Source organism: Kitasatospora sp. NPDC006697 (assembly GCF_042869935.1).
Lineage (GTDB): Bacteria > Actinomycetota > Actinomycetes > Streptomycetales > Streptomycetaceae > Kitasatospora.
Genome location: NZ_JBIAGU010000019.1, coordinates 160,916 through 179,473, shown reverse-complemented (window position 1 = coordinate 179,473; position 18,558 = coordinate 160,916). Strand labels below are relative to the sequence as shown.

Below are 18,558 nucleotides of genomic sequence, written 5' to 3'. Positions count from 1 at the left end.
GGGACCACCGGGCCACCCGGCTACTCGGCCGCGGGCAGCGCCCGGGCGGCCCGCCGGGTCGCCCAGAGGCTGGAGACGGTGGTGACCGCCAGCACCGCGCCGATCACGCCCAGGGAGAGCGGGATGCCGATCTCCGGCACGTGCACGCCGCTCTCGTGCAGCGCGTGCAGCACCAGTTTGACGCCGATGAAGCCGAGGATCACGGCCAGTCCGTAGGACAGGTGCACCAGCCGGTCCAGCAGGCCGCCGAGCAGGAAGTACAGCTGCCGCAGGCCCATCAGCGCGAAGGCGTTGGCGGTGAAGACGATGTAGGCGTCCTGGGTCAGGCCGAAGATCGCCGGGATCGAGTCCAGCGCGAAGAGCAGGTCGGTGGTGCCGATCGCCAGCATCACCAGGCCCATCGCGGAGAGCGAGGGGAACCACCGGCGCAGCGCGGTGAGCAGCCGGCCCTCCTCGAACTCCTCCTCCTGGTGGCCGCCGCGGGCCTCCTTGAGCAGCTTCCAGGCGGTCCACACCAGGAAGGCGCCGAAGAGGTAGAAGATCCAGGAGAAGTTGGCGATCAGCGCGGCACCGGCCGCGATGAAGATCGCCCGGAGCACCAGGGCGATGATCACACCGACCATCAGCACCCGGGGCTGGTGCTTGGCGGGCACCGCGAACTTGGCCATGATCAGCAGGAAGACGAAGAGGTTGTCGACGCTGAGCGACTTCTCGGTCAGGTAGCCGGCGAAGAACTCGCCGGCCTTGTCACCGCCGCCGTACCACCAGAGGAAACCGCCGAAGGCCACGGCGAGCAGCACCCAGACCACGGTCCAGGTGCCGGCTTCCTTCATCGAGACTTCGTGCGGCTTGCGGCCGCCGATGAAGAAGTCGGCGGCGATCAGCAGCACCAGCACGGCGATGGTGCCGGCCCACAGGGCCAGGGAAACGTCCATGAAAACTGCTCCTCCGGCAGTCGAGTCTGCCGGAGGTCTCCTCCGCCCGCGTACGACACGCGGACCGGTGCGCCCGGGTGGGCCGATCGACGGCCACCGTGATGACGGAGGCACCGCTTGGGGAGTACTCCCCTCCGATGTCAAGCAGAGTACCAGAGAACCCCAAGAGAAGGTAAAGAACCTCTAAAGGAAGGGCTCGATCGCGGGCAGCAGGTCCTGGAAGGTGCGGGCCCGGGCCGGGGCGCCGATCGCCTGCATGCCCCAGCCGTCGCCGTCCCGGTAGACCTTGGCCATGATCTGCCCGGTGTGCTCGCCGCCGCCGGCCAGCTCGTAGCGGGCCAGCTCGGCGCCGTTGGCCTCGTCCACCAGGCGGCAGTGCGCGTTCTGCACCTCGGCGAAGGTCTGCCCGGTGTAGGAGCTGACGGTGAAGATCACCTGGGTGATCTGGGCCGGGATCCGGGTCAGGTCCACCACGATCGACTCGTCGTCCTCGCCGGCCCCGGCGCCGCCGACCAGGTTGTCGCCGGTGTGCCGGACCGAGCCGTCCCGGCTGACCAGCTGCTGGAAGAAGACCACGTCCTTGGGCGTGTGCTCGGCGTAGAGCAGCGCGGAGGCGTCCAGGTCGATCTGCCGGGTCCGGGTGCCGAAGAGGCCGCGCTTGGGCGCCGCCCGCCAGCCCAGGCCCATCCGCACCAGGCTCAGCGTCTCACCGCTCGACTTGCGCAGGCTGACCTGCTGGCCCTTGCTCAGACTCACCGACACGGCGCCCCCTCTTTCCTCAACGCGCTCGCCTCACCCTAGGCCCTGGGCGGCGCACCCCACCAGGGGAGGGCCGCCCAGCGTCGGGCCGGTCAGGTGACGGTCAGCCGATGCCGGCCTCCCGCATCTGGCGCAGCTCCTTCTTCAGCTCCTTGACCTCGTCGCGCAGCCGGGCGGCGACCTCGAACTGCAGCGAGGCGGCGGCCGTGTGCATCCGCTCCGTCATGTCCTGGATCAGCTGGGCGAGTTCGGCGATCGGCAGCGAGCTGGGCTGCTTGCGGTCGGCGCCCAGGGCGGGCACCGGGGCCTTCTTGGCCTTGCCGGCGTCCCGGTAGCCGGTGGACAGCAGCTCCTCGGTGTCCACCTCCTCCCGGGCCAGGGTGTCCAGGATGTCGCCGATCTTCTTGCGCAGCGGCTGCGGGTCGATGCCGTGCTTCTGGTTGTAGGCCTGCTGCACCTCACGGCGCCGGTTGGTCTCCTCGATCGCCTTCTCCATCGAGGGGGTGATCCGGTCCGCGTACATGTGGACCTGGCCGGAGACGTTTCGGGCGGCGCGGCCGATGGTCTGGATCAGCGAGGTGCCGGAGCGCAGGAAGCCCTCCTTGTCCGCGTCCAGGATCGCCACCAGCGAGACCTCGGGCAGGTCCAGGCCCTCGCGGAGCAGGTTGATGCCGACCAGCACGTCGTACTTGCCGGCCCGCAGCTCGCGCAGCAGCTCCACCCGGCGCAGCGTGTCGATGTCGCTGTGCAGGTAGCGGACCCGGATGTCCAGGCCGAGCAGGTAGTCCGTCAGGTCCTCGGACATCTTCTTGGTGAGCGTGGTGACCAGCACCCGCTCGTCCCTCTCGACCCGGGCCCGGATCTCGTGCACCAGGTCGTCGATCTGGCCCTCGGTCGGCTTGACGATCACCTCGGGGTCGATCAGGCCGGTCGGGCGGATGATCTGCTCCACCTGGCCGTCGCCGCGGGAGAGCTCGTACGGGCCGGGGGTGGCGGAGAGGTAGACGGTCTGGCCGATCCGCTCCAGGAACTCCTCCCACTTCAGCGGGCGGTTGTCCAGCGCGGAGGGCAGCCGGAAGCCGTGGTCCACCAGGGTGCGCTTGCGGGAGGCGTCGCCCTCGTACATCGCGCCGATCTGCGGGACCGTCACGTGCGACTCGTCGATCACCAGGAGGAAGTCCTCCGGGAAGTAGTCGAGCAGGGTGTTCGGCGGGGAGCCGGGCTCGCGGCCGTCGAAGTGCATCGAGTAGTTCTCCACCCCGGAGCAGCTGCCGATCTGGCGCAGCATCTCGATGTCGTAGGTGGTGCGCATCCGCAGCCGCTGGGCCTCCAGCAGCTTGCCCTGCTTCTCCAGCACGGCCAGCCGCTCGACCAGCTCGGCCTCGATGCCGGTGATCGCCCGCTCCATCCGCTCCGGGCCGGCCACGTAGTGCGAGGCGGGGAAGACGTGGATCGCGTCGTCCTGGCTGATGATCTCGCCGGTGAGCGGGTGCAGGGTGTAGAGCGCCTCGATCTCGTCGCCGAACATCTCGATCCGGACGGCCAGCTCCTCGTAGACCGGGAAGATCTCGATGGTGTCGCCGCGCACCCGGAAGGTGCCGCGGGTGAAGGCCAGGTCGTTGCGGGTGTACTGGATGTCGACGAAGCGGCGCAGCAGCGCGTCCCGGTCGACCTCCTCGCCGACCCGCAGCCGGACCATCCGGTCCACGTACTCCTGCGGGGTGCCGAGGCCGTAGATGCAGGAGACCGAGGCGACCACCACCACGTCCCGCCGGGTGAGCAGCGAGTTGGTGGCGGAGTGCCGCAGCCGCTCGACCTCCTCGTTGATCGAGGAGTCCTTCTCGATGTAGGTGTCCGTCTGCGGGACGTAGGCCTCGGGCTGGTAGTAGTCGTAGTACGAGACGAAGTACTCGACCGCGTTGTTCGGCAGCAGCTCGCGGAACTCGTTGGCCAGCTGGGCGGCCAGGGTCTTGTTCGGCGCCATCACCAGGGTGGGCCGCTGCAGCTTCTCGATCATCCAGGCCGTGGTGGCCGACTTGCCGGTGCCGGTCGCGCCGAGCAGGACGACGTCCTTCTCGCCCGCGCGGATCCGGCGCTCCAGCTCGGCGATGGCCGCCGGCTGGTCGCCGTTGGGCTGGTAGGGGCTGACGACCTCGAAGGGCGCCGTGGTCCGCTCAATGCTCGTGATGGGTCGCACGGTCCCACCGTACGACCCACCGGTGACAGGGCGGCGACTACTTGGCGGAGTCCCGGGCCAGCGCGACCAGCCGGGAGACCGCCCGGAGGTACTTCTTGCGGTAGCCGCCGGCCAGCATCTCCGCGGAGAACACCTGGTCGAAGGGGATGCCGGAGGCGGTGATCGGCAGCTCCCGGTCGTACATCCGGTCGGCCAGCACGACCAGGCGCAGCGCGGTGGACTGGTCGTCCACCGGCACCACGCCGCGCAGGAAGACCGCGTGCACGTCGTCCAGCATCGCGCCGTAGCGGCTGGGGTGGACGGCGGACAGGTGGGCCAGCAGCGCCGGGAAGTCGTCCAGCGAGGCGCCCGGGGCGGTGGCGGCCCGCTCGGCCACCTGCTCGTCGGTGTAGGGCGCCGGGGCGGCGGGCAGGCCGCGGTGGCGGTAGTCCTGGCCGTCGATCCGCACGGTGCGGAAGTGCGCCGAGAGCCCCTGGATCTCGCGCAGGAAGTCGGTGGCGGCGAACCGGCCCTCGCCCAGCTTCTCCGGCAGGGTGTTCGAGGTGGCCGCCAGCTTCACCCCGGCCTCGACCAGCCGGGAGAGCAGGGTGGAGACCAGCACGGTGTCGCCCGGGTCGTCCAGCTCGAACTCGTCGATGCAGAGCAGCTTGTGCCCGGAGAGGGTGCGCACCGCCTGCTGGAAGCCGAGCGCGCCGACCAGGTTGGTCAGCTCGACGAAGGTGCCGAAGGCCTTGGGCCCGGGGGCGGCGTGCCAGAGCGAGGCGAGCAGGTGGGTCTTGCCGACGCCGTAGCCGCCGTCCAGGTAGACGCCCGCGGGCCCGGTCGGCGCCTTGGCCCGCCCGCGGAACCAGCCGCGCCTGGGCGCCTCGGCCGTGTTCAGCGCGGCCGCGAACTCCTCCAGCACCGCGACCGCCTGCTGCTGGCTGGGCTGGGTCGGGTCGGGCAGGTAGGAGCCGAAACTCACCCCCGCGAAGCGCGGCGGCGGCACCATCTCGGCCACCAGCCGCTCGGCCGGGACCACCGGCTTGCGGGCGGAGAGCGCCACCGGGGTGGTGGTGACGGTTATGGCATCAGCATGGAAGGCTCCGGACACGGTAGTAAAGGGTACGCGCCGTGGAAGACTCCGGATCATGTACCAGCTGATCTCTCCGTCACACCTCGAGGCCCCCGGCACACCCCTGGACGACTCGCTGGAGTCGCTCGCCGCCGTCTACGCGTACCCCGAGCAGGTGAACCTCGGGCACCCCTGGCTGCGGGCCAACATGGTCTCCTCGCTGGACGGGGCGGCCCGGCTGGCCGGCCTCTCCGAGGGGCTCTCCAGCGAGGCCGACAAGCGGATCTTCGGCGTGCTGCGGGCACTGGCCGACGTGGTGCTGGTGGGCGCCGAGACGGTCCGCGCCGAGGGCTACCGGCCGGCCCGGGCCCGGGAGGCGTTCCAGGCGGCCCGGGCGGCCGCCGGGCAGGCGGCGGTGCCGGCGATCGCGGTGGTCAGCCGCTCGCTGCGGCTGGACCTGGCCGCGCCGCTCTTCACCGAGCCGCTGGTGCCCACCGTGGTGGTGACCACCGAGGACGCGCCGGCCGACCGGCTGGCCGAGGTGGGCGCGGTGGCCGAGCTGGTCCTGGCCGGGCAGGGCGAGGTGGACCTGGCGGCCGCCCTGGCCCAGCTGACCGCCCGGGGCTGGACCCGGCAGCTGACCGAGGGCGGCCCGCACCTGCTGGGCGGGCTGGCCGAGGCCGGGCTGCTGGACGAGCTCTGCCTCTCGCTGGCCCCGCTGCTGACCGCCGGCGGGGCGCCGCGGATCGCGCACGGTGCGGAAATGGCTGACGCGCAGCGGATGCGGCTGGTCTCATTGATCGAGCAGAAAGGTTTCCTCTTCACCCGCTACTGCCGTCTGCCCGTCAGCTGACGGGTCCGTTGCTCACTCCCACGTGGCGCGAGTGCCGCGTGTGCCGCGTGAGGAAAGCTTCCTCCGGGCACTATGGGAGGGGACACCGGACCCCGGGGGCCTGCAACACGGAAGGGACTCTTGTGTTCAAGACCGTACTGATGATCGAAAAGGCGCTCTCCGACGCCGACGTGGAGCTGGTCACCACGCTGCACGGCGAGGAGAAGGTCTCCTTCGTCGTCCTGATGCAACCCCGCGGCAAGACCGACGAGCTCCTGCGGGCCCTCGACGACGTGGCCCTCGGACATCTCGACAAGGCGGTGCACGAGCACGAGGAGGCCGATGCCGGCGCCGTCGCGGGCGAGTCGCTGGAGCACAGCCTGCGCCACCTGCGCGCGGCCGGCGCCGAGGCGGTCGGCAAGGTGGTCGAGGCCCACCCCCTGGACAGCCTGCGCGCGGTGGTCGAGGAGACCGGCGCCGACGAGGTGCTGGTGCTCACCGCGCCGCACTTCGTGGAGGAGTTCTTCCACCGCGACTGGGCCTCCCAGGCCCGCCACAAGGTCGGCGTCCCGGTGCTGAAGCTGTTCGCCAGCGAGACCTGAGCGGAGCGGCCGGAACCCTCCGGTGGTGCAGAATCGTCCTTGCGTGCGCGCCCCGGTCCGGGGCCCCCGTTCGCGAGGACGATTCGCCACTTCCTACGGAGCACTCCCTTGAACGACGCCGCCCACGACCTGCACGCCCCGCACTTCATCGGCATCGGCGGCGCCGGCATGTCCGGACTGGCCAAGATCCTCACCGTCCGCGGCGCCAAGGTCTCCGGCAGCGACGCCAAGGAGTCCGAGACCGTGCTGGCGCTGCGCGAACTGGGCGCCGCCGTCGCGGTCGGCCACGCCGCCGCGAACGTGCCGGACGGCGCCAGCAGCATCGTGGTCTCCAGCGCCATCCGCGAGGACAACCCGGAGCTGGCCGCCGCCCGCGAGCGCGGCATCCCGGTGGTGCACCGCTCCGACGCGCTGGCCGCGCTGATGGGCGGGCGCCGGGCGCTGGCGGTGGCCGGCACCCACGGCAAGACCACCACCACCAGCATGCTCGCGGTGGCGCTGGGCGCCCTCGGCCTGGACCCGTCCTACGCGATCGGCGGCGACCTGGACGCGCCCGGCTCCAACGCGCACCACGGCGCCGGCGAGATCTTCGTGGCCGAGGCGGACGAGAGCGACCGCAGCTTCCACAAGTACGCCCCCGAGGTCGCGATCATCCTCAACGTGGAGCTGGACCACCACGCCAACTACGCCTCGATGGACGAGATCCACGACTCCTTCGAGACCTTCGTCGGCCGGATCCAGCCCGGCGGCACCCTGGTGGTCTCCGCCGACCACCCCGGCGCCCGCGAGCTGACCGCCCGGGTGGCCGGCCGCGAGGGGCTGAACGTGGTCACCGTGGGCGCCGCCGAGGACGCCACCGTGCGGGTGCTCTCGATCGCGCCGCGCGGCATGACCAGCCAGGTGGTGGTGGAGCTGGAGGGCAGCGAGCTGGCCTTCACCGTCTCCGTCCCCGGCCGGCACTACGCGCACAACGCGGTGGCCGCGCTGGCCGCCGGCGTCGCGCTGGGCGTGCCCGCCGAGCGGCTGGCCGAGGCGCTGGGCTCCTACACCGGGGTGCGCCGCCGGCTGCAGCTCAAGGGCGAGGCGGGCGGCGTGCAGGTGATCGACTCCTACGCGCACCACCCGACCGAGATGGCCGCCGACCTGGAGGCGATCCGGGACGCGGTGCGGGAGTCCACCGACGGCCGGGTGCTGGTGGTCTTCCAGCCGCACCTGTTCAGCCGCACCCAGCAGCTGGCCGAGGAGATGGGCCAGGCGCTGGCGCTGGCCGACGCCTCCGTGGTGCTGGACATCTACCCGGCCCGCGAGGACCCGATCCCGGGCGTCACCAGCGAGCTGATCATCGGGGCCGCCCGCCGGGCCGGGGCGGACGTGGCCGCCGAGCACCGGTTCGACGCCGCGCCCGCGCTGCTGGCCGGGATGGCCAAGCCGGGCGATCTGGTTCTCACCATGGGAGCCGGGGACGTCACCAACCTCGGTCCGGCCATCCTTGAGGAGCTCGCACGATGACCTACGAGATCGAGAAGACCGACGCCGAGTGGCGGGCCCAGCTCAACCCGGACGAGTTCCGGGTGCTTCGCCAGGCGGGCACCGAGCGCCCGTTCACCGGTGAGTACACCGACACCAAGACCGCCGGCGTCTACGCCTGCCGGGCCTGCGGCTCCGAGCTGTTCAGCTCGGAGGCCAAGTTCGAGAGCCACTGCGGCTGGCCCTCCTACTTCGCGCCGCTGGCCGGCGACCGGGTCGAGTACATCGAGGACACCACGCTCGGCATGCGCCGGGTCGAGGTGCGCTGCGCCCGCTGCGGCAGCCACCTCGGGCACGTCTTCGAGGGCGAGGGCTACCCGACCCCGACCGACCAGCGCTACTGCATCAACAGCATCTCGCTGACCCTGCGGCCGGCCGAGTAGCGAAAAATCCGGAGAGGCCTGCGACCGGATCGGCTGTCCGATCCGTCCTGGTGGTCAGAGCCCGTGCCGAACGGGCCCGCATGGCCGGCGTGCGGTTGAGACCACCAGAAGGACATCCGAGATGAACGACGAGTTCAGCAACGCCCTGCGCGAGGAGCTGTCCCGGCTGAGCGAGCCGCCGGTCGGCGACCTGGTCGGGCAGGCGGCCCGCCAGGGCCGCCGGGTCCGGCGGTTCCGGGCGATCGGGGCGACGGCGGCGGTGGCCGCCGTCGCCACCGTGACCGCGGTGCTCGGCGGGCAGGCGGTCGGCCACGGCCACGGCGGCACCACCGTCCAGCAGATCGGCCCGGCGGCGGCGCTGGAGGCACCGGTGGGCGCTTCCGCCTCCGCCTCTGCTTCCGCTTCCGCCTCTGCTTCCGCTTCCGCCACCCCGTCGGCGCCGGCTTCGGCCACCGCGTCCGCGTCCGCCGCCTCGCCCTCCGCCTCCGGCGGCGGCGCGCTGGTCCCGGCCACCGCGGCCGCCCTGCTCGACGCGGTGGTCAAGTCGCTGCCGGCCGGGTTCACCGCCGACCACTTCAGCGCCGACCTGCCGAAGCCCCCGATCACCACCGACCCGACCGTCTTCCTCCAGCTGCACAGCGGCTCGAGCAACGGCCGGATCAGCGCCAGCGCGTTCAGCTACGACACCGCGGGGCCCTGCACGGTGCCGGAGGGCTCCCAGAACGTCACCATCGCCTGCTCGACCGACCGGGCCGGCGACCAGGTGCACGTGCTGACCAACACCAAGAACTGCATCCAGGCGCAGAGCATCATCGTCTACCGCCCCGACGGCATCGGCGTCGGGATCGACCTCTCCTCCTGCCTCGACTGGACCGGCAGCCAGAACCCCTCGGCCACCGTGGTCCTGACCCATGACCAGGCGATCGCACTGGCCGACAATCCGCTGATCAACACGAGGATGCCCGCCGCGTTCGTCCAGGCCGCCGACGCCGCCTACCCGAACCTGCCCGAGCCGCAGTAGCCCACCGGCGACCGCCGCGGCCCCTCCCGGGGCCGCGGCGACCGGCGTTCCCACACCAGCGACCGACCCGGGGGTTCCACGTGCGCAACGAAGCAGAGTTCACCGCCTTCGCCGAAGGCAGCGCCAAGCGGCTGCGGCAGATCGCCTACCTGATGTGCCGCGACTGGCACCTCGCCCAGGACCTGACCCAGACCACCTTCACCAAGATGTACGTCCACTGGAACCGGATCACCCGCACCCCGGGCTCCGACCCGTTCCAGTACGCCCGCAAGGTGCTGCTGAACGCGCTGCTGGACCACCGGCGGCTGCGCAGCAGCACCGAGCTGGCGGTGGACCGGGTACCGGACGAGCCGGACGGCGCCGCCGACCCCGCGGCCACCCGGCTGACCCTGCTGGACGCGCTGGAGCGGCTGCCCAAGCGGGACCGGGCGATCGTGCTGCTGCGCTACTGGGAGGACCTGAGCGTGGAGGCGACCGCCGAGGTGCTGGGGGTCAGCGTCTCGGTGGTGAAGTCGCAGAGCGCCCGTTCGGTGGCCGCGCTCCGGGCCCACCTCGGCCAGGAGGGGCGCCTGCTGCTCGGCTGACCATCCGTCAGATGGTCACGATTCCGTATCGCGCTGGGGATAAGCCGTGCCGATTGTCATCAGAGAGGTTTAGAACTGGGCCCATGTGGTTGCTCTTCCTCGTCCCGGCCTGCGTGATCGCGGTGGTCTCCTGCCTCCGCCTGGTCCGGGCGGCAGCCACCGCCGACGCGATGGCGGGGATCGCCGAGGAGGAGCCGGAGGCGCTGTCGATCGGCCTCTACGAGACGGCCTACCTGGCCGGCGGGCCCAGCCGGGTGGTGGACCTGGCGCTGGTGCTGATGAGCGGCCGCGGCCGGCTGCACCTGGCGCACACCGGCTGGACCACGGTGGTCGACCCGCTCGGCCGCAGCCGGCTGGAGCGGGCGCTGATCGGCGAGATCGGCCCGGAGGGGCAGTGCCGCACCAGCGAGCTGCGGCAGGCCCTGGTGGACCACCCGACGGTGACCGAGATCGGGGTGCGGCTCTCGCTGGCCGGCCTGGCCACGCCGGCCGGCATCCGGGAGAGCACCCTGCAGGCGGTCCGCCAGGTCCGCCAGGCGCTGGTGCTGGCGGTCGTGCTGCTGCTGGCGGCGCTGACCCTGACCCGGCCGGGCGAGCCGGGCGGCACGGCCACCCTGGCCTGGTTCTCGCTGCCGCTGATCCTCACCACCGGCACCCTGCTGATGGCCCGGGTGGACGTGCACCCCTACACCCGCTGGGCGGCCCCGGCCGGTCAGCGGGTGCTGCGCGAGCTGCGCGTGCCGGGCCGGCGCGGCGAGTCGGACACCGAGCGGCGGCTGCTCACCGCGGTGGCGATGAGCGGGGCGGACGCGGTGCCGGACGCCCGGCTGCGGGCGGCGCTGCGCGGCTGAGCCGGTGCGCCGCCCGCGAGCCGGGCGCGGGGTGGCGGTGCGTCAGGCCAGGCCGGCCAGCAGGTCGGCGACCGGCTTGCGGCGGCCGGTGAAGAACGGCACCTCCTCGCGGACGTGCAGCCGGGCCCGGGACGGGCGCAGGTCGCGCATCAGGTCGACGATCCGGTGCAGCTCGTCGGCCTCGAAGGCGAGCAGCCACTCGTAGTCGCCGAGCGCGAAGGAGGCGACCGTGTTGGCCCGCACGTCCGGGTAGCCGCGGGCCATCATGCCGTGCTCGGCCAGCATCTGCCGGCGCTCCTCGTCCGGCAGCAGGTACCACTCGTAGGAGCGGACGAACGGGTAGACGCAGACGTACTCGCGCGCGTGCTCGTCGGCCAGGAAGGCCGGGATGTGCGACTTGTTGAACTCGGCCGGGCGGTGCAGCGCCATGTTCGACCAGACCGGGGCGAGCAGCCGGCCCAGCGCGGTGCGGCGGAACCGGTTGTAGGCCTCCTGGAGGTCGTCCGAGCTCTCGGCGTGCCACCAGATCATCAGGTCGGCGTCGGCGCGCAGGCCGGAGACGTCGTAGCTGCCGCGGACCACCACGTCCTTGGCGGCCAGCTGCTCGAACAGCTCCTCGACCTCGGCGGCCAGGCCGGTGCGGTCCTCCGGGAGGACGCCCTCCAGCCGGAACACCGACCACATGGTGTAGCGGATGACCTGGTTCAGGTCCCGGGCCTTCTTCTTCGCGGGCTGCTCGGTGCTCTCAGTCATGGTCCTCATTCTCCCTTCGCTCCCCCTGCCCCTGGCAGGAGGTCACTACTTCTTCGGCGGCCCGCCGGGCGCTGCCCACGCAGGCCGGGATGCCCACGCCGTCGAAGGCGGCGCCGGCGAGCGCCAGGCCCCCGGTGGCGCGGGCGGCGGCCCGGATCCGGGCGACCCGGTCCTGGTGGCCGACCGGGTACTGCGGCAGGCCGGCCCGCCAGCGGGTGACGGCGGTGGCGTACGGGACGGCGGTCAGCCCGACCGCCTCGCGCAGGTCGGCGAGCGAGCGGCGGACCAGCTCGGCGTCGTCCAGGTCGAGCGCGGCCTCCTCGCGGTGCCGGCCGAGCGAGGTGCGCAGCAGGAAGGCCTCCGGCGCGGACTCGGCCAGCCAGCCCCACTTCTGGCTGGAGAAGGTGGCGGCCTTGATCGACCGGCCGTCCACCGGCGGCACCAGGAAGCCGCTACCGGGCGGCGGCGCGGGCAGCTCGGCCCGGTGGAAGGCCATGGTGACCAGGGCCATCCCGGCGTACTCGACGCCGGCCAGTTCGGCGGCCGCGGCGGGCGCCTCGCGGGCCAGCAGCCGGGCGGCGACGGGGGCCGGCACGGTGAGCAGCACGGCGTCGTAGGCCTCGCCGTCCACCAGCCAGCCCTGCGGGGTGCGGCGCAGCTCGCCGACCGGGGAGTCCAGCCGCAGCTCGGCACCGGCCGCGCGGCAGGCCTCGGCGACGGCGAGCGGCAGGGTGCCGATCCCGCCGGGCAGCCCGGCGAAGACCGGGCCGCCGGCGCTGGGCCGGGAGAGCAGCTCGTGCACGCCCTCGACCAGCGAGCCGCCGCCCTGGGCGATGGCCAGCAGCTGCGGCACGGCGGCGCGCAGCGAGATCTCCTCGGCCCGCCCGGCGTAGACGCCGCCGAGCAGCGGCTCGACCAGCCGGTCCACCACCTCCCGGCCGAGCCGGTCGGCGACATAGCCGCCGATCGAGGTGTCCTCGCCGAACCGGGCGGCACGCTCCTGCCGGGCCCGGTCCAGGCCGGCCTCGGTGAGCACCCCGGAGGCGGCCAGTGCACCCAGGTCGCCGGGCACGCCCATGAGTTGACCGGCCGGCAGCGGGCGCAGCGCGCCCCGGGTCCAGACCGCGGCCTTGGCGGTGGTGGGCGCCTGCAGCGCCTCGCCGAGCCCGACCGCGCGGGCCAGGCCGACCGCCTCGGGGCGGCGGGCCAGCATGGACTCGGCGCCCAGGTCGACCCGGACCCCGCCGACCTCGCCGCTGTGCAGCTTGCCACCGAGCCGGCCGCCCGACTCGAAGAGCACCACCCGGGCCCGGGCGGGCCCCTCGGCGGCGCCGCAGAGGAAGGCGGCGGCGGCCAGGCCGGTGATCCCGCCGCCGATCACGGCGACCCTGGGCAGTGCTGCGGTGCGTGGTTCAGCCATGGCTGGCAGTCTCGCAGTCCTCACGTCCGGCCGGGTCAGCGGGCGCTGGCCTCGTGCACGAAGGCGACCAGCCGGGTCAGCGCGTCCGGGTCCATGCTGGGCGAGACGCCGTGGCCGAGGTTGAAGATGTGGCCGCTGGTGCCGAGCGCGGAGGCGGCGTGCAGCACCTCGCGGGCCTTGGTCTCCACCACGGAGGTCGGGGCGAAGAGCACCGCCGGGTCCAGGTTGCCCTGCAGCGCCTTGCCGAGGCCGACCCGGCCGGCGGCGACGTCCAGCGGCACCCGCCAGTCCACGCCGACCACGTCGGCGCCGGCCTCGCCCATCAGGCCGAGCAGTTCGCCGGTGCCGACGCCGAAGTGGATCCGCGGCACGCCGTAGCCGGCCACCGCGTCGAAGACCTTGGCGCTGCCCGCCATCACGGAGCGCCGGTAGTCGTCCGGGGCGAGCGAGCCGACCCAGGAGTCGAAGAGCTGGATCGCCGAGGCGCCGGCCTCGATCTGCACCTTGAGGAAGCCGGCGGTGATCACCGCGAGCCGGTCCACCAGCTCGGCCCAGAGCTCGGGCTCGCCGTACATCATGGCCTTGGTGCGCTCGTGGCCCTTGGACGGGCCGCCCTCGATCAGGTAGCTGGCCAGGGTGAAGGGGGCGCCGGCGAAGCCGATCAGCGGGGTGTCGCCGAGCTCGTCGACCAGCAGGCCGACCGCCTCGGTGACGTAGCCGACGTCCTCGGGCTCCAACGGGCGCAGCCGCTGCAGGTCGGCCCTGGTGCGGATCGGGTCGGCGATCACCGGGCCGACGCCGGGCTTGATCTCGACGTCGATGCCGACCGCCTTGAGCGGGACCACGATGTCGCTGAAGAAGATCGCCGCGTCCACCTTGTGCCGGCGGACCGGCTGCAGGGTGATCTCCTTGACCAGTTCGGGCCGCATGCAGGACTCGAGCATCGGGATGCCCTCGCGCACCTTGTGGTACTCGGGCAGCGAGCGGCCGGCCTGCCGCATGAACCAGACCGGGGTGTGCGGGACCGGCTCGTGCCGGCAGGCGCGCAGGAAGGCGGAGTCGTGCGCGGCGGTGCGGCGCACGGAGGGCTGGGCGGCGGTCGTCTCACTCACCGCGCCATCCTCCCACGCGTGATCGCGGCGCCGGTCGCGCCCAGCTCGTGGGATTGTCCAATTTCAGACGTGGTCGACTGGTGGCATGGCGTGCCGGTCCTGGGGGAACTGTCGCACAGGGCCTAGTCTTCAGCTCATGGCATCGGTCGGTGGGAACCCCGCGCAGCACGGCGGGACGGGCAAGGAGTCGGCGCCGATCGGGTTCACGGCCGCCGTGCAGGCGCTGGCGGCGGCCCGGGTGCGGCCCGAGGTGCGGCTCTCCCCCACTCCGGCGCCGCGCCGGCTGGCCCCGTTCGCCTGGGCGGTGACCGCCGAGGTGGAGGTGGACGGCGAGGAGTTGGCCGACGGGCGCTTCGTGCTGCTCCACGATCCGGCCGGCCAGGAGGCCTGGCAGGGCGAGTTCCGGGTGGTGACGATGGCCCGGGCCGAGCTGGAGCCGGAGATCGCCGGCGACCCGATGCTCGGCGAGGTCGGCTGGTCCTGGCTGATGGACGCGCTGCAGGCGCACGGCGCCGGCTACGCCGAGCCGGGCGGCACGGTGACCCACGCCGCCTCGCAGTACTTCGGCGCGCTGGCCGACCGGACCGACAGCACCGAGCTGGAGCTGCGGGCCTCCTGGACCCCGGCCGACGGCCGGTTCGAGCGCCACCTGTCCGCCTGGGCGGACCTGCTGGCGGTCTGCGCGGGGCTGCCCCCCGCGGTGCCCGCGCCCCTGCCGCCGGCCGACGCGCCGTCACTCGGCGGAGTGGTCCCGATGCCCGCGCGCCGCCGTCCCCGCTCACACTGAAGGCTGACGCCCCGCCAGACCCCCGCAGACCCGGTCCCCGCTGCTCACTGGGGGTTACGGGGCGTCAACTCACGCACACCGGCCGATCGTTTCGTGTGGGTTTCGTTCGATTTCCTCCGACTTCTGGGCATGTTGCATCAATCATCCGCTCGATTTGTCCGTATTGTGACTCACTAGATCGTGATCATTCGCTAAAGCCGGGCACGGATGATGCCGAAGCAGTCTGTGACCCTTTCCACACGCGGAACACTCCGACTCCTTCGCCCATCGGGGTTCCGTCCGCCACTCCCCTCAGGAGGCACGGTGTCGGTCCTGCTAGAGCACCCCGCAAACGTGGTCGCCTACCGCCCGACCAAGCCCACCGCGATGGTGGTGATCGCCGACCCCCGGGTCCGCAACACGGTCACCCGTCATCTGTGGGCCCTCGGCGTCCGCGACGTCATCGAGGTGTCGTCGATCGCCGAGGCCCGGCCGCGGGTCTCCACCCCCCGGGACATCTGCGTGGCCGACGTCCACCTGCCGGACGGCTCCGGCCTGACCATCCTGGCCGAGACCCGGGCCGCGGGCTGGCCGAACGGGCTGGCGCTCTCCGCCGCCGACGACATCGGCGCGGTGCGCAGCGCGCTGGCCGGCGGCGTCAAGGGCTACGTGGTCACCGGCACCCGCACCAACGTCGCGATGCCCGGCCGCCCGGGCCTGCCGCTGGGCGCGGCCGGGCTGGCCGGGCGGATGCGCCGGCCCGGCATCCCGGGCGCCCCGGGCCACCACGGTGCGCCGGGCGCGCCCGGGGCCCCCGGTGCGCCGGGCGCCGCGCCGGCCGCCTACCGCGAGCTGTCCGGCCGCGAGGTCGAGGTGCTGCGGCTGGTCGCCGAGGGTCAGTCCAACAAGGCGATCGGCGTGGCGATGGGGCTCTCCGCGCTGACCGTGAAGAGCCACCTGGCCCGGATCGCCCGCAAGCTGGGCACCGGCGACCGGGCGGGCATGGTCGCGGTCGCGCTGCGGACCGGCATCATCCACTGAGCCGCGACGGCGGCCCGGAGGAACGTTTCCTCCGGGCCGCCGTTGGCATCCGGGCAGGTCCGCGCCTGACGATCAGGGTCCACCGAGCGGGGGTCGTCGTACCCTTGGTGGGTGACCGACGCCGCTGAAGCCATCGCCGTAGAGACCGTCCCGGTGCCGCTCCTCGAACCCCGGGAGGGCCTGCCACCGGTGGTGGCCGACCAGGCGGCGCTCGACGCGGTGATCGCGGCCTTCGCGGCCGGCACCGGACCGGTCGCCGTGGACGCCGAACGGGCCTCCGGCTACCGCTACGGCCAGCGCGCGTACCTGATCCAGCTGCGCCGGGCCGGCGCCGGCACCGCACTGATCGACCCGATCGCCTGCCCCTCGCTGGCCCCGCTCGGCGAGGCGCTGGCCGAGGCGGAGTGGGTGGTGCACGCGGCCACCCAGGACCTGCCCTGCCTGGCCGAGGTGGGGATGCGCCCGCACCGGCTCTTCGACACCGAACTGGCCGGCCGGATCGCCGGCTTCGCCCGGGTCGGCCTGGGCCCGATGACCGAGAACGTGCTCGGCTACAGCCTGGCCAAGGAGCACTCCGCGGTGGACTGGTCCACCCGCCCGCTGCCCGAGCCCTGGCTGCGCTACGCCGCGCTGGACGTGGAGGTGCTGGTCGAGCTGCGGGACGCGCTGGAGGCCGAGCTGGCCGGCCAGGGCAAGCTCGACTGGGCGCTGGAGGAGTTCGCCTCGATCGCCGCCGCGCCCCGCCCGGCCCCCCGGGTGGACCCCTGGCGCCGCACCTCCGGACTGCACAAGATCCGCCGCCGGCGGCAGCTGGCCGCGGTCCGCGAGCTCTGGCAGGCCCGCGACCGGGTGGCCCAGGAGCGGGACGTCTCGCCCGGCCGGGTGCTCTCCGACGCCGCCATCGTGGCCGCCGCCCTGGCCATGCCGGCCAACCTGCCCGGCCTGCAGGCCGTCGCCGGCTTCGGCCCGCGGATGCACCGGCGCCAGCTGGAGCAGTGGCTGGCCGCGCTGGACCGGGCCCGGGCGATCCCGGAGGCCCAGCTGCCGCCGGCCGCCGCCCCGCACGAGGGTCCGCCGCCGCCGCGCGCCTGGGCCGAGAAGGACCCGGTCGCGGCCGCCCGGCTGACCGGCGCCAAGGCCGCGGTCACCGAGCTGTCGGAGCGGCTGCGGCTGCCGGCCGAGAACCTGATCACCCCCGAGCTGATCCGCCGGGTCTCCTGGGAGCCGCCGGCCGAGGCCACCGCAGCCGCGGTGGCCGACGCCCTGCGGGCCCTCGGGGCTCGCGCCTGGCAGGTCGAACTGGTGGCCCCGGCGGTCGCCGCGGCCTTCCTGAAGGCAGAGTCCGGGGCCGTCTGACGGACGTGGCGGGGGACACAGCCGCCTCCGGGGGCCCGGCCCTGGGCAAGTTGGTTACCGACCAGTAGCATGGCCGTGAAGCAGTGCCGCTCGCCCATGGGCGCCGGGCTGCGCACCATGCCATGTCCCCTGGGAGGAGAGCCCCCGTGCCTCGTACCGCGAGGGACGTCGTCTTCGTCGACGGCGTCCGCACCCCGTTCGGCAAGGCCGGCCCGAAGGGCATCTACCACGAGACCCGCGCCGACGACCTGGTCGTCAAGTGCATCCGGGAGCTCGTGCGCCGCAACCCGAACCTGCCCGTCGAGCGGATCGATGAGGTCGCGATCGCGGCCACCACCCAGATCGGCGACCAGGGCCTGACCATCGGCCGCACCGCCGCGCTGCTGTCCGGGCTGCCGAAGTCGGTGCCCGGCTACGCGATCGACCGGATGTGCGCCGGCGCGATGACCGCCGTCACCACCACCGCCGGCGGCATCGCCTTCGGCGCCTACGACATCGTGGTGGCCGGCGGCGTCGAGCACATGGGCCGCCACCCGATGGGCGAGGGCGTGGACCCCAACCCGCGCTTCGTCTCCGAGAAGCTGGTGGACGAGTCCGCCCTCTTCATGGGCATGACCGCGGAGAACCTGCACGACCGCTTCCCGCACCTCACCAAGGAGCGCTGCGACGCCTACGCGGTGCGCTCCCAGGAGAAGGCGGCCAAGGCCTACGCCAACGGCGACATCCAGCCCGACCTGGTGCCGATCGCCATCCGCAACACCAACCCCGAGGCCGGCGAGACCGGCTGGGGCCTGGCCACCGCGGACGAGCCGATGCGCCCGGGCACCACCATGGAGTCGCTGGCGGGCCTGAAGACCCCGTTCCGCCCGCACGGCAACATCACCGCCGGCAACGCGGCGGGCCTCAACGACGGCGCCACCGCCTCGCTGCTGGCCGCCGAGGACGTCGCCCGCGAGCTGGGCCTGCCGGTCAAGATGCGCCTGGTCTCCTACGCCTTCGTCGGCGTGGAGCCCGAGGTCATGGGCATCGGCCCGGTGCCGGCCACCGAGAAGGCGCTGGCCAAGGCCGGCCTGACCATCGACGACATCGGCGCCTTCGAGATCAACGAGGCGTTCGCCGTCCAGGTGCTGTCCATGCTCGACCACTTCGGCATCGCCGATGACGACGAGCGGGTCAACCCGTTCGGCGGGGCGATCGCCTTCGGCCACCCGCTGGCCTCCTCCGGCGTCCGCCTGATGAACCAGCTGGCCCGCCGGTTCGAGCAGCGCCCCGACGTCCGCTACGGCCTGACCTCCATGTGCATCGGCTTCGGCATGGGCGGGACCGTCATCTGGGAGAACCCGCACTTCGAGGGTGGCAAGTGAT

The 18,558-nt window shown here is 73.1% G+C and carries 18 protein-coding genes; 11 read left to right on the top strand and 7 right to left on the bottom strand.

Going from position 1 to position 18,558, the window contains the following annotated elements:
* Positions 1-20: 20 nt before the first annotated feature.
* From ACFYNO_RS25445 to zapE, 4 genes are all read right to left on the bottom strand, one after another.
* The gene (locus ACFYNO_RS25445) at positions 21-935 is read right to left on the bottom strand and encodes a TerC family protein (protein ID WP_388016786.1); all 915 of its coding nucleotides are present in this window, start codon (positions 933-935) and stop codon (positions 21-23) included.
* A 183-nt stretch (positions 936-1,118) separates the two neighbouring features.
* The gene (locus tag ACFYNO_RS25440) at positions 1,119-1,697 is read right to left on the bottom strand and encodes a TerD family protein (RefSeq protein ID WP_388016783.1); all 579 of its coding nucleotides are present in this window, start codon (positions 1,695-1,697) and stop codon (positions 1,119-1,121) included.
* Positions 1,698-1,797: 100 nt separating this feature from the next.
* Entirely contained in the window at positions 1,798-3,891 is a 2,094-nt protein-coding gene (gene uvrB / locus ACFYNO_RS25435) for an excinuclease ABC subunit UvrB (protein WP_388016780.1), read from the bottom strand.
* Between the two features lie 37 nt (positions 3,892-3,928).
* Complete coding sequence (gene zapE, locus ACFYNO_RS25430; RefSeq protein ID WP_388016777.1) at positions 3,929-5,023, bottom strand: cell division protein ZapE; 1,095 nt, start codon at positions 5,021-5,023, stop codon at positions 3,929-3,931.
* Between zapE and ACFYNO_RS25425 the strand changes: the two genes are divergently transcribed.
* The 7 genes from ACFYNO_RS25425 (at position 5,022) to ACFYNO_RS25395 (ending at position 10,745) form a co-directional block, all read left to right on the top strand.
* Positions 5,022-5,798, top strand: coding sequence for a pyrimidine reductase family protein (locus tag ACFYNO_RS25425; RefSeq protein WP_388016774.1), 777 nt, complete (start codon positions 5,022-5,024; stop codon positions 5,796-5,798). The genes zapE and ACFYNO_RS25425 overlap by 2 nt on opposite strands.
* 122 nt (positions 5,799-5,920) lie before the next feature.
* The gene (locus tag ACFYNO_RS25420; protein ID WP_388016771.1) at positions 5,921-6,379 is read left to right on the top strand and encodes an indole-3-glycerol phosphate synthase; all 459 of its coding nucleotides are present in this window, start codon (positions 5,921-5,923) and stop codon (positions 6,377-6,379) included.
* Positions 6,380-6,487: 108 nt separating this feature from the next.
* Positions 6,488-7,888, top strand: coding sequence for a UDP-N-acetylmuramate--L-alanine ligase (gene murC / locus ACFYNO_RS25415; RefSeq protein ID WP_388016768.1), 1,401 nt, complete (start codon positions 6,488-6,490; stop codon positions 7,886-7,888).
* Positions 7,885-8,289 (top strand): peptide-methionine (R)-S-oxide reductase MsrB, encoded by a 405-nt coding sequence (gene msrB, locus ACFYNO_RS25410; RefSeq protein ID WP_388016765.1) that lies wholly within the window; start codon positions 7,885-7,887, stop codon positions 8,287-8,289. Before murC ends, msrB begins: the two co-directional genes overlap by 4 nt.
* Before the next feature lie 121 nt (positions 8,290-8,410).
* Positions 8,411-9,310, top strand: a complete 900-nt coding sequence (locus ACFYNO_RS25405) for a hypothetical protein (protein ID WP_388016762.1) — start codon at positions 8,411-8,413, stop codon at positions 9,308-9,310.
* Positions 9,311-9,390: 80 nt separating this feature from the next.
* A complete protein-coding gene (locus ACFYNO_RS25400; protein ID WP_388016759.1) occupies positions 9,391-9,894 on the top strand; it encodes a SigE family RNA polymerase sigma factor in 504 nt (167 codons plus the stop codon).
* An 83-nt stretch (positions 9,895-9,977) separates the two neighbouring features.
* Entirely contained in the window at positions 9,978-10,745 is a 768-nt protein-coding gene (locus ACFYNO_RS25395; protein WP_388016756.1) for a TIGR04222 domain-containing membrane protein, read from the top strand.
* A gap of 42 nt (positions 10,746-10,787) precedes the next feature.
* Here the strand turns inward: ACFYNO_RS25395 and hemQ are convergent, their stop codons facing one another.
* From hemQ to hemE, 3 genes are read right to left on the bottom strand one after another with little or no spacing between them, the layout of a single operon-like run.
* Positions 10,788-11,498, bottom strand: coding sequence for a hydrogen peroxide-dependent heme synthase (hemQ, locus tag ACFYNO_RS25390; RefSeq protein ID WP_388016753.1), 711 nt, complete (start codon positions 11,496-11,498; stop codon positions 10,788-10,790).
* Positions 11,491-12,918 (bottom strand): protoporphyrinogen oxidase, encoded by a 1,428-nt coding sequence (gene hemG / locus ACFYNO_RS25385; protein ID WP_388016750.1) that lies wholly within the window; start codon positions 12,916-12,918, stop codon positions 11,491-11,493. The genes hemQ and hemG overlap by 8 nt, the downstream gene beginning before the upstream one ends.
* A 35-nt stretch (positions 12,919-12,953) precedes the next feature.
* Positions 12,954-14,030, bottom strand: a complete 1,077-nt coding sequence (gene hemE, locus ACFYNO_RS25380) for a uroporphyrinogen decarboxylase (RefSeq protein WP_388016747.1) — start codon at positions 14,028-14,030, stop codon at positions 12,954-12,956.
* 136 nt (positions 14,031-14,166) lie between these two features.
* Here hemE and ACFYNO_RS25375 point away from each other — a divergent pair, with 136 nt between their 5' ends.
* The 4 genes from ACFYNO_RS25375 to ACFYNO_RS25360 all read left to right on the top strand — a co-directional run bounded on the left by ACFYNO_RS25375 (position 14,167) and on the right by ACFYNO_RS25360 (position 18,557).
* Positions 14,167-14,817 carry a DUF3000 domain-containing protein gene (locus tag ACFYNO_RS25375; protein ID WP_388016744.1) on the top strand — a complete coding sequence of 217 codons (651 nt, stop codon included), beginning with the start codon at positions 14,167-14,169 and terminating at the stop codon, positions 14,815-14,817.
* A 303-nt stretch (positions 14,818-15,120) separates the two neighbouring features.
* On the top strand, positions 15,121-15,837 hold the full coding sequence (locus ACFYNO_RS25370; RefSeq protein ID WP_388016741.1) for a LuxR C-terminal-related transcriptional regulator: 717 nt from the start codon (positions 15,121-15,123) through the stop codon (positions 15,835-15,837).
* A 111-nt stretch (positions 15,838-15,948) separates the two neighbouring features.
* The gene (locus ACFYNO_RS25365; protein ID WP_388016738.1) at positions 15,949-17,193 is read left to right on the top strand and encodes an HRDC domain-containing protein; all 1,245 of its coding nucleotides are present in this window, start codon (positions 15,949-15,951) and stop codon (positions 17,191-17,193) included.
* Positions 17,194-17,339: 146 nt separating this feature from the next.
* Positions 17,340-18,557 carry a thiolase family protein gene (locus ACFYNO_RS25360; protein ID WP_388016735.1) on the top strand — a complete coding sequence of 406 codons (1,218 nt, stop codon included), beginning with the start codon at positions 17,340-17,342 and terminating at the stop codon, positions 18,555-18,557.
* Position 18,558: the final 1 nt, after the last annotated feature.

Excerpts from the sequence above, each read along its gene's own strand:
- msrB (WP_388016765.1), top strand. The coding sequence starts at position 7,885 with ATGACCTACGAGATCGAGAAGACCGACGCCGAGTGGCGGGCCCAGCTC.
- hemQ (WP_388016753.1), bottom strand. The coding sequence starts at position 11,498 with ATGACTGAGAGCACCGAGCAGCCCGCGAAGAAGAAGGCCCGGGACCTG.
- ACFYNO_RS25405 (WP_388016762.1), top strand. The coding sequence starts at position 8,411 with ATGAACGACGAGTTCAGCAACGCCCTGCGCGAGGAGCTGTCCCGGCTG.
- ACFYNO_RS25395 (WP_388016756.1), top strand. The coding sequence starts at position 9,978 with ATGTGGTTGCTCTTCCTCGTCCCGGCCTGCGTGATCGCGGTGGTCTCC.
- ACFYNO_RS25425 (WP_388016774.1), top strand. The coding sequence starts at position 5,022 with ATGTACCAGCTGATCTCTCCGTCACACCTCGAGGCCCCCGGCACACCC.
- ACFYNO_RS25445 (WP_388016786.1), bottom strand. The coding sequence starts at position 935 with ATGGACGTTTCCCTGGCCCTGTGGGCCGGCACCATCGCCGTGCTGGTG.
- hemG (WP_388016750.1), bottom strand. The coding sequence starts at position 12,918 with ATGGCTGAACCACGCACCGCAGCACTGCCCAGGGTCGCCGTGATCGGC.
- zapE (WP_388016777.1), bottom strand. The coding sequence starts at position 5,023 with ATGATCCGGAGTCTTCCACGGCGCGTACCCTTTACTACCGTGTCCGGA.
- ACFYNO_RS25375 (WP_388016744.1), top strand. The coding sequence starts at position 14,167 with ATGGCATCGGTCGGTGGGAACCCCGCGCAGCACGGCGGGACGGGCAAG.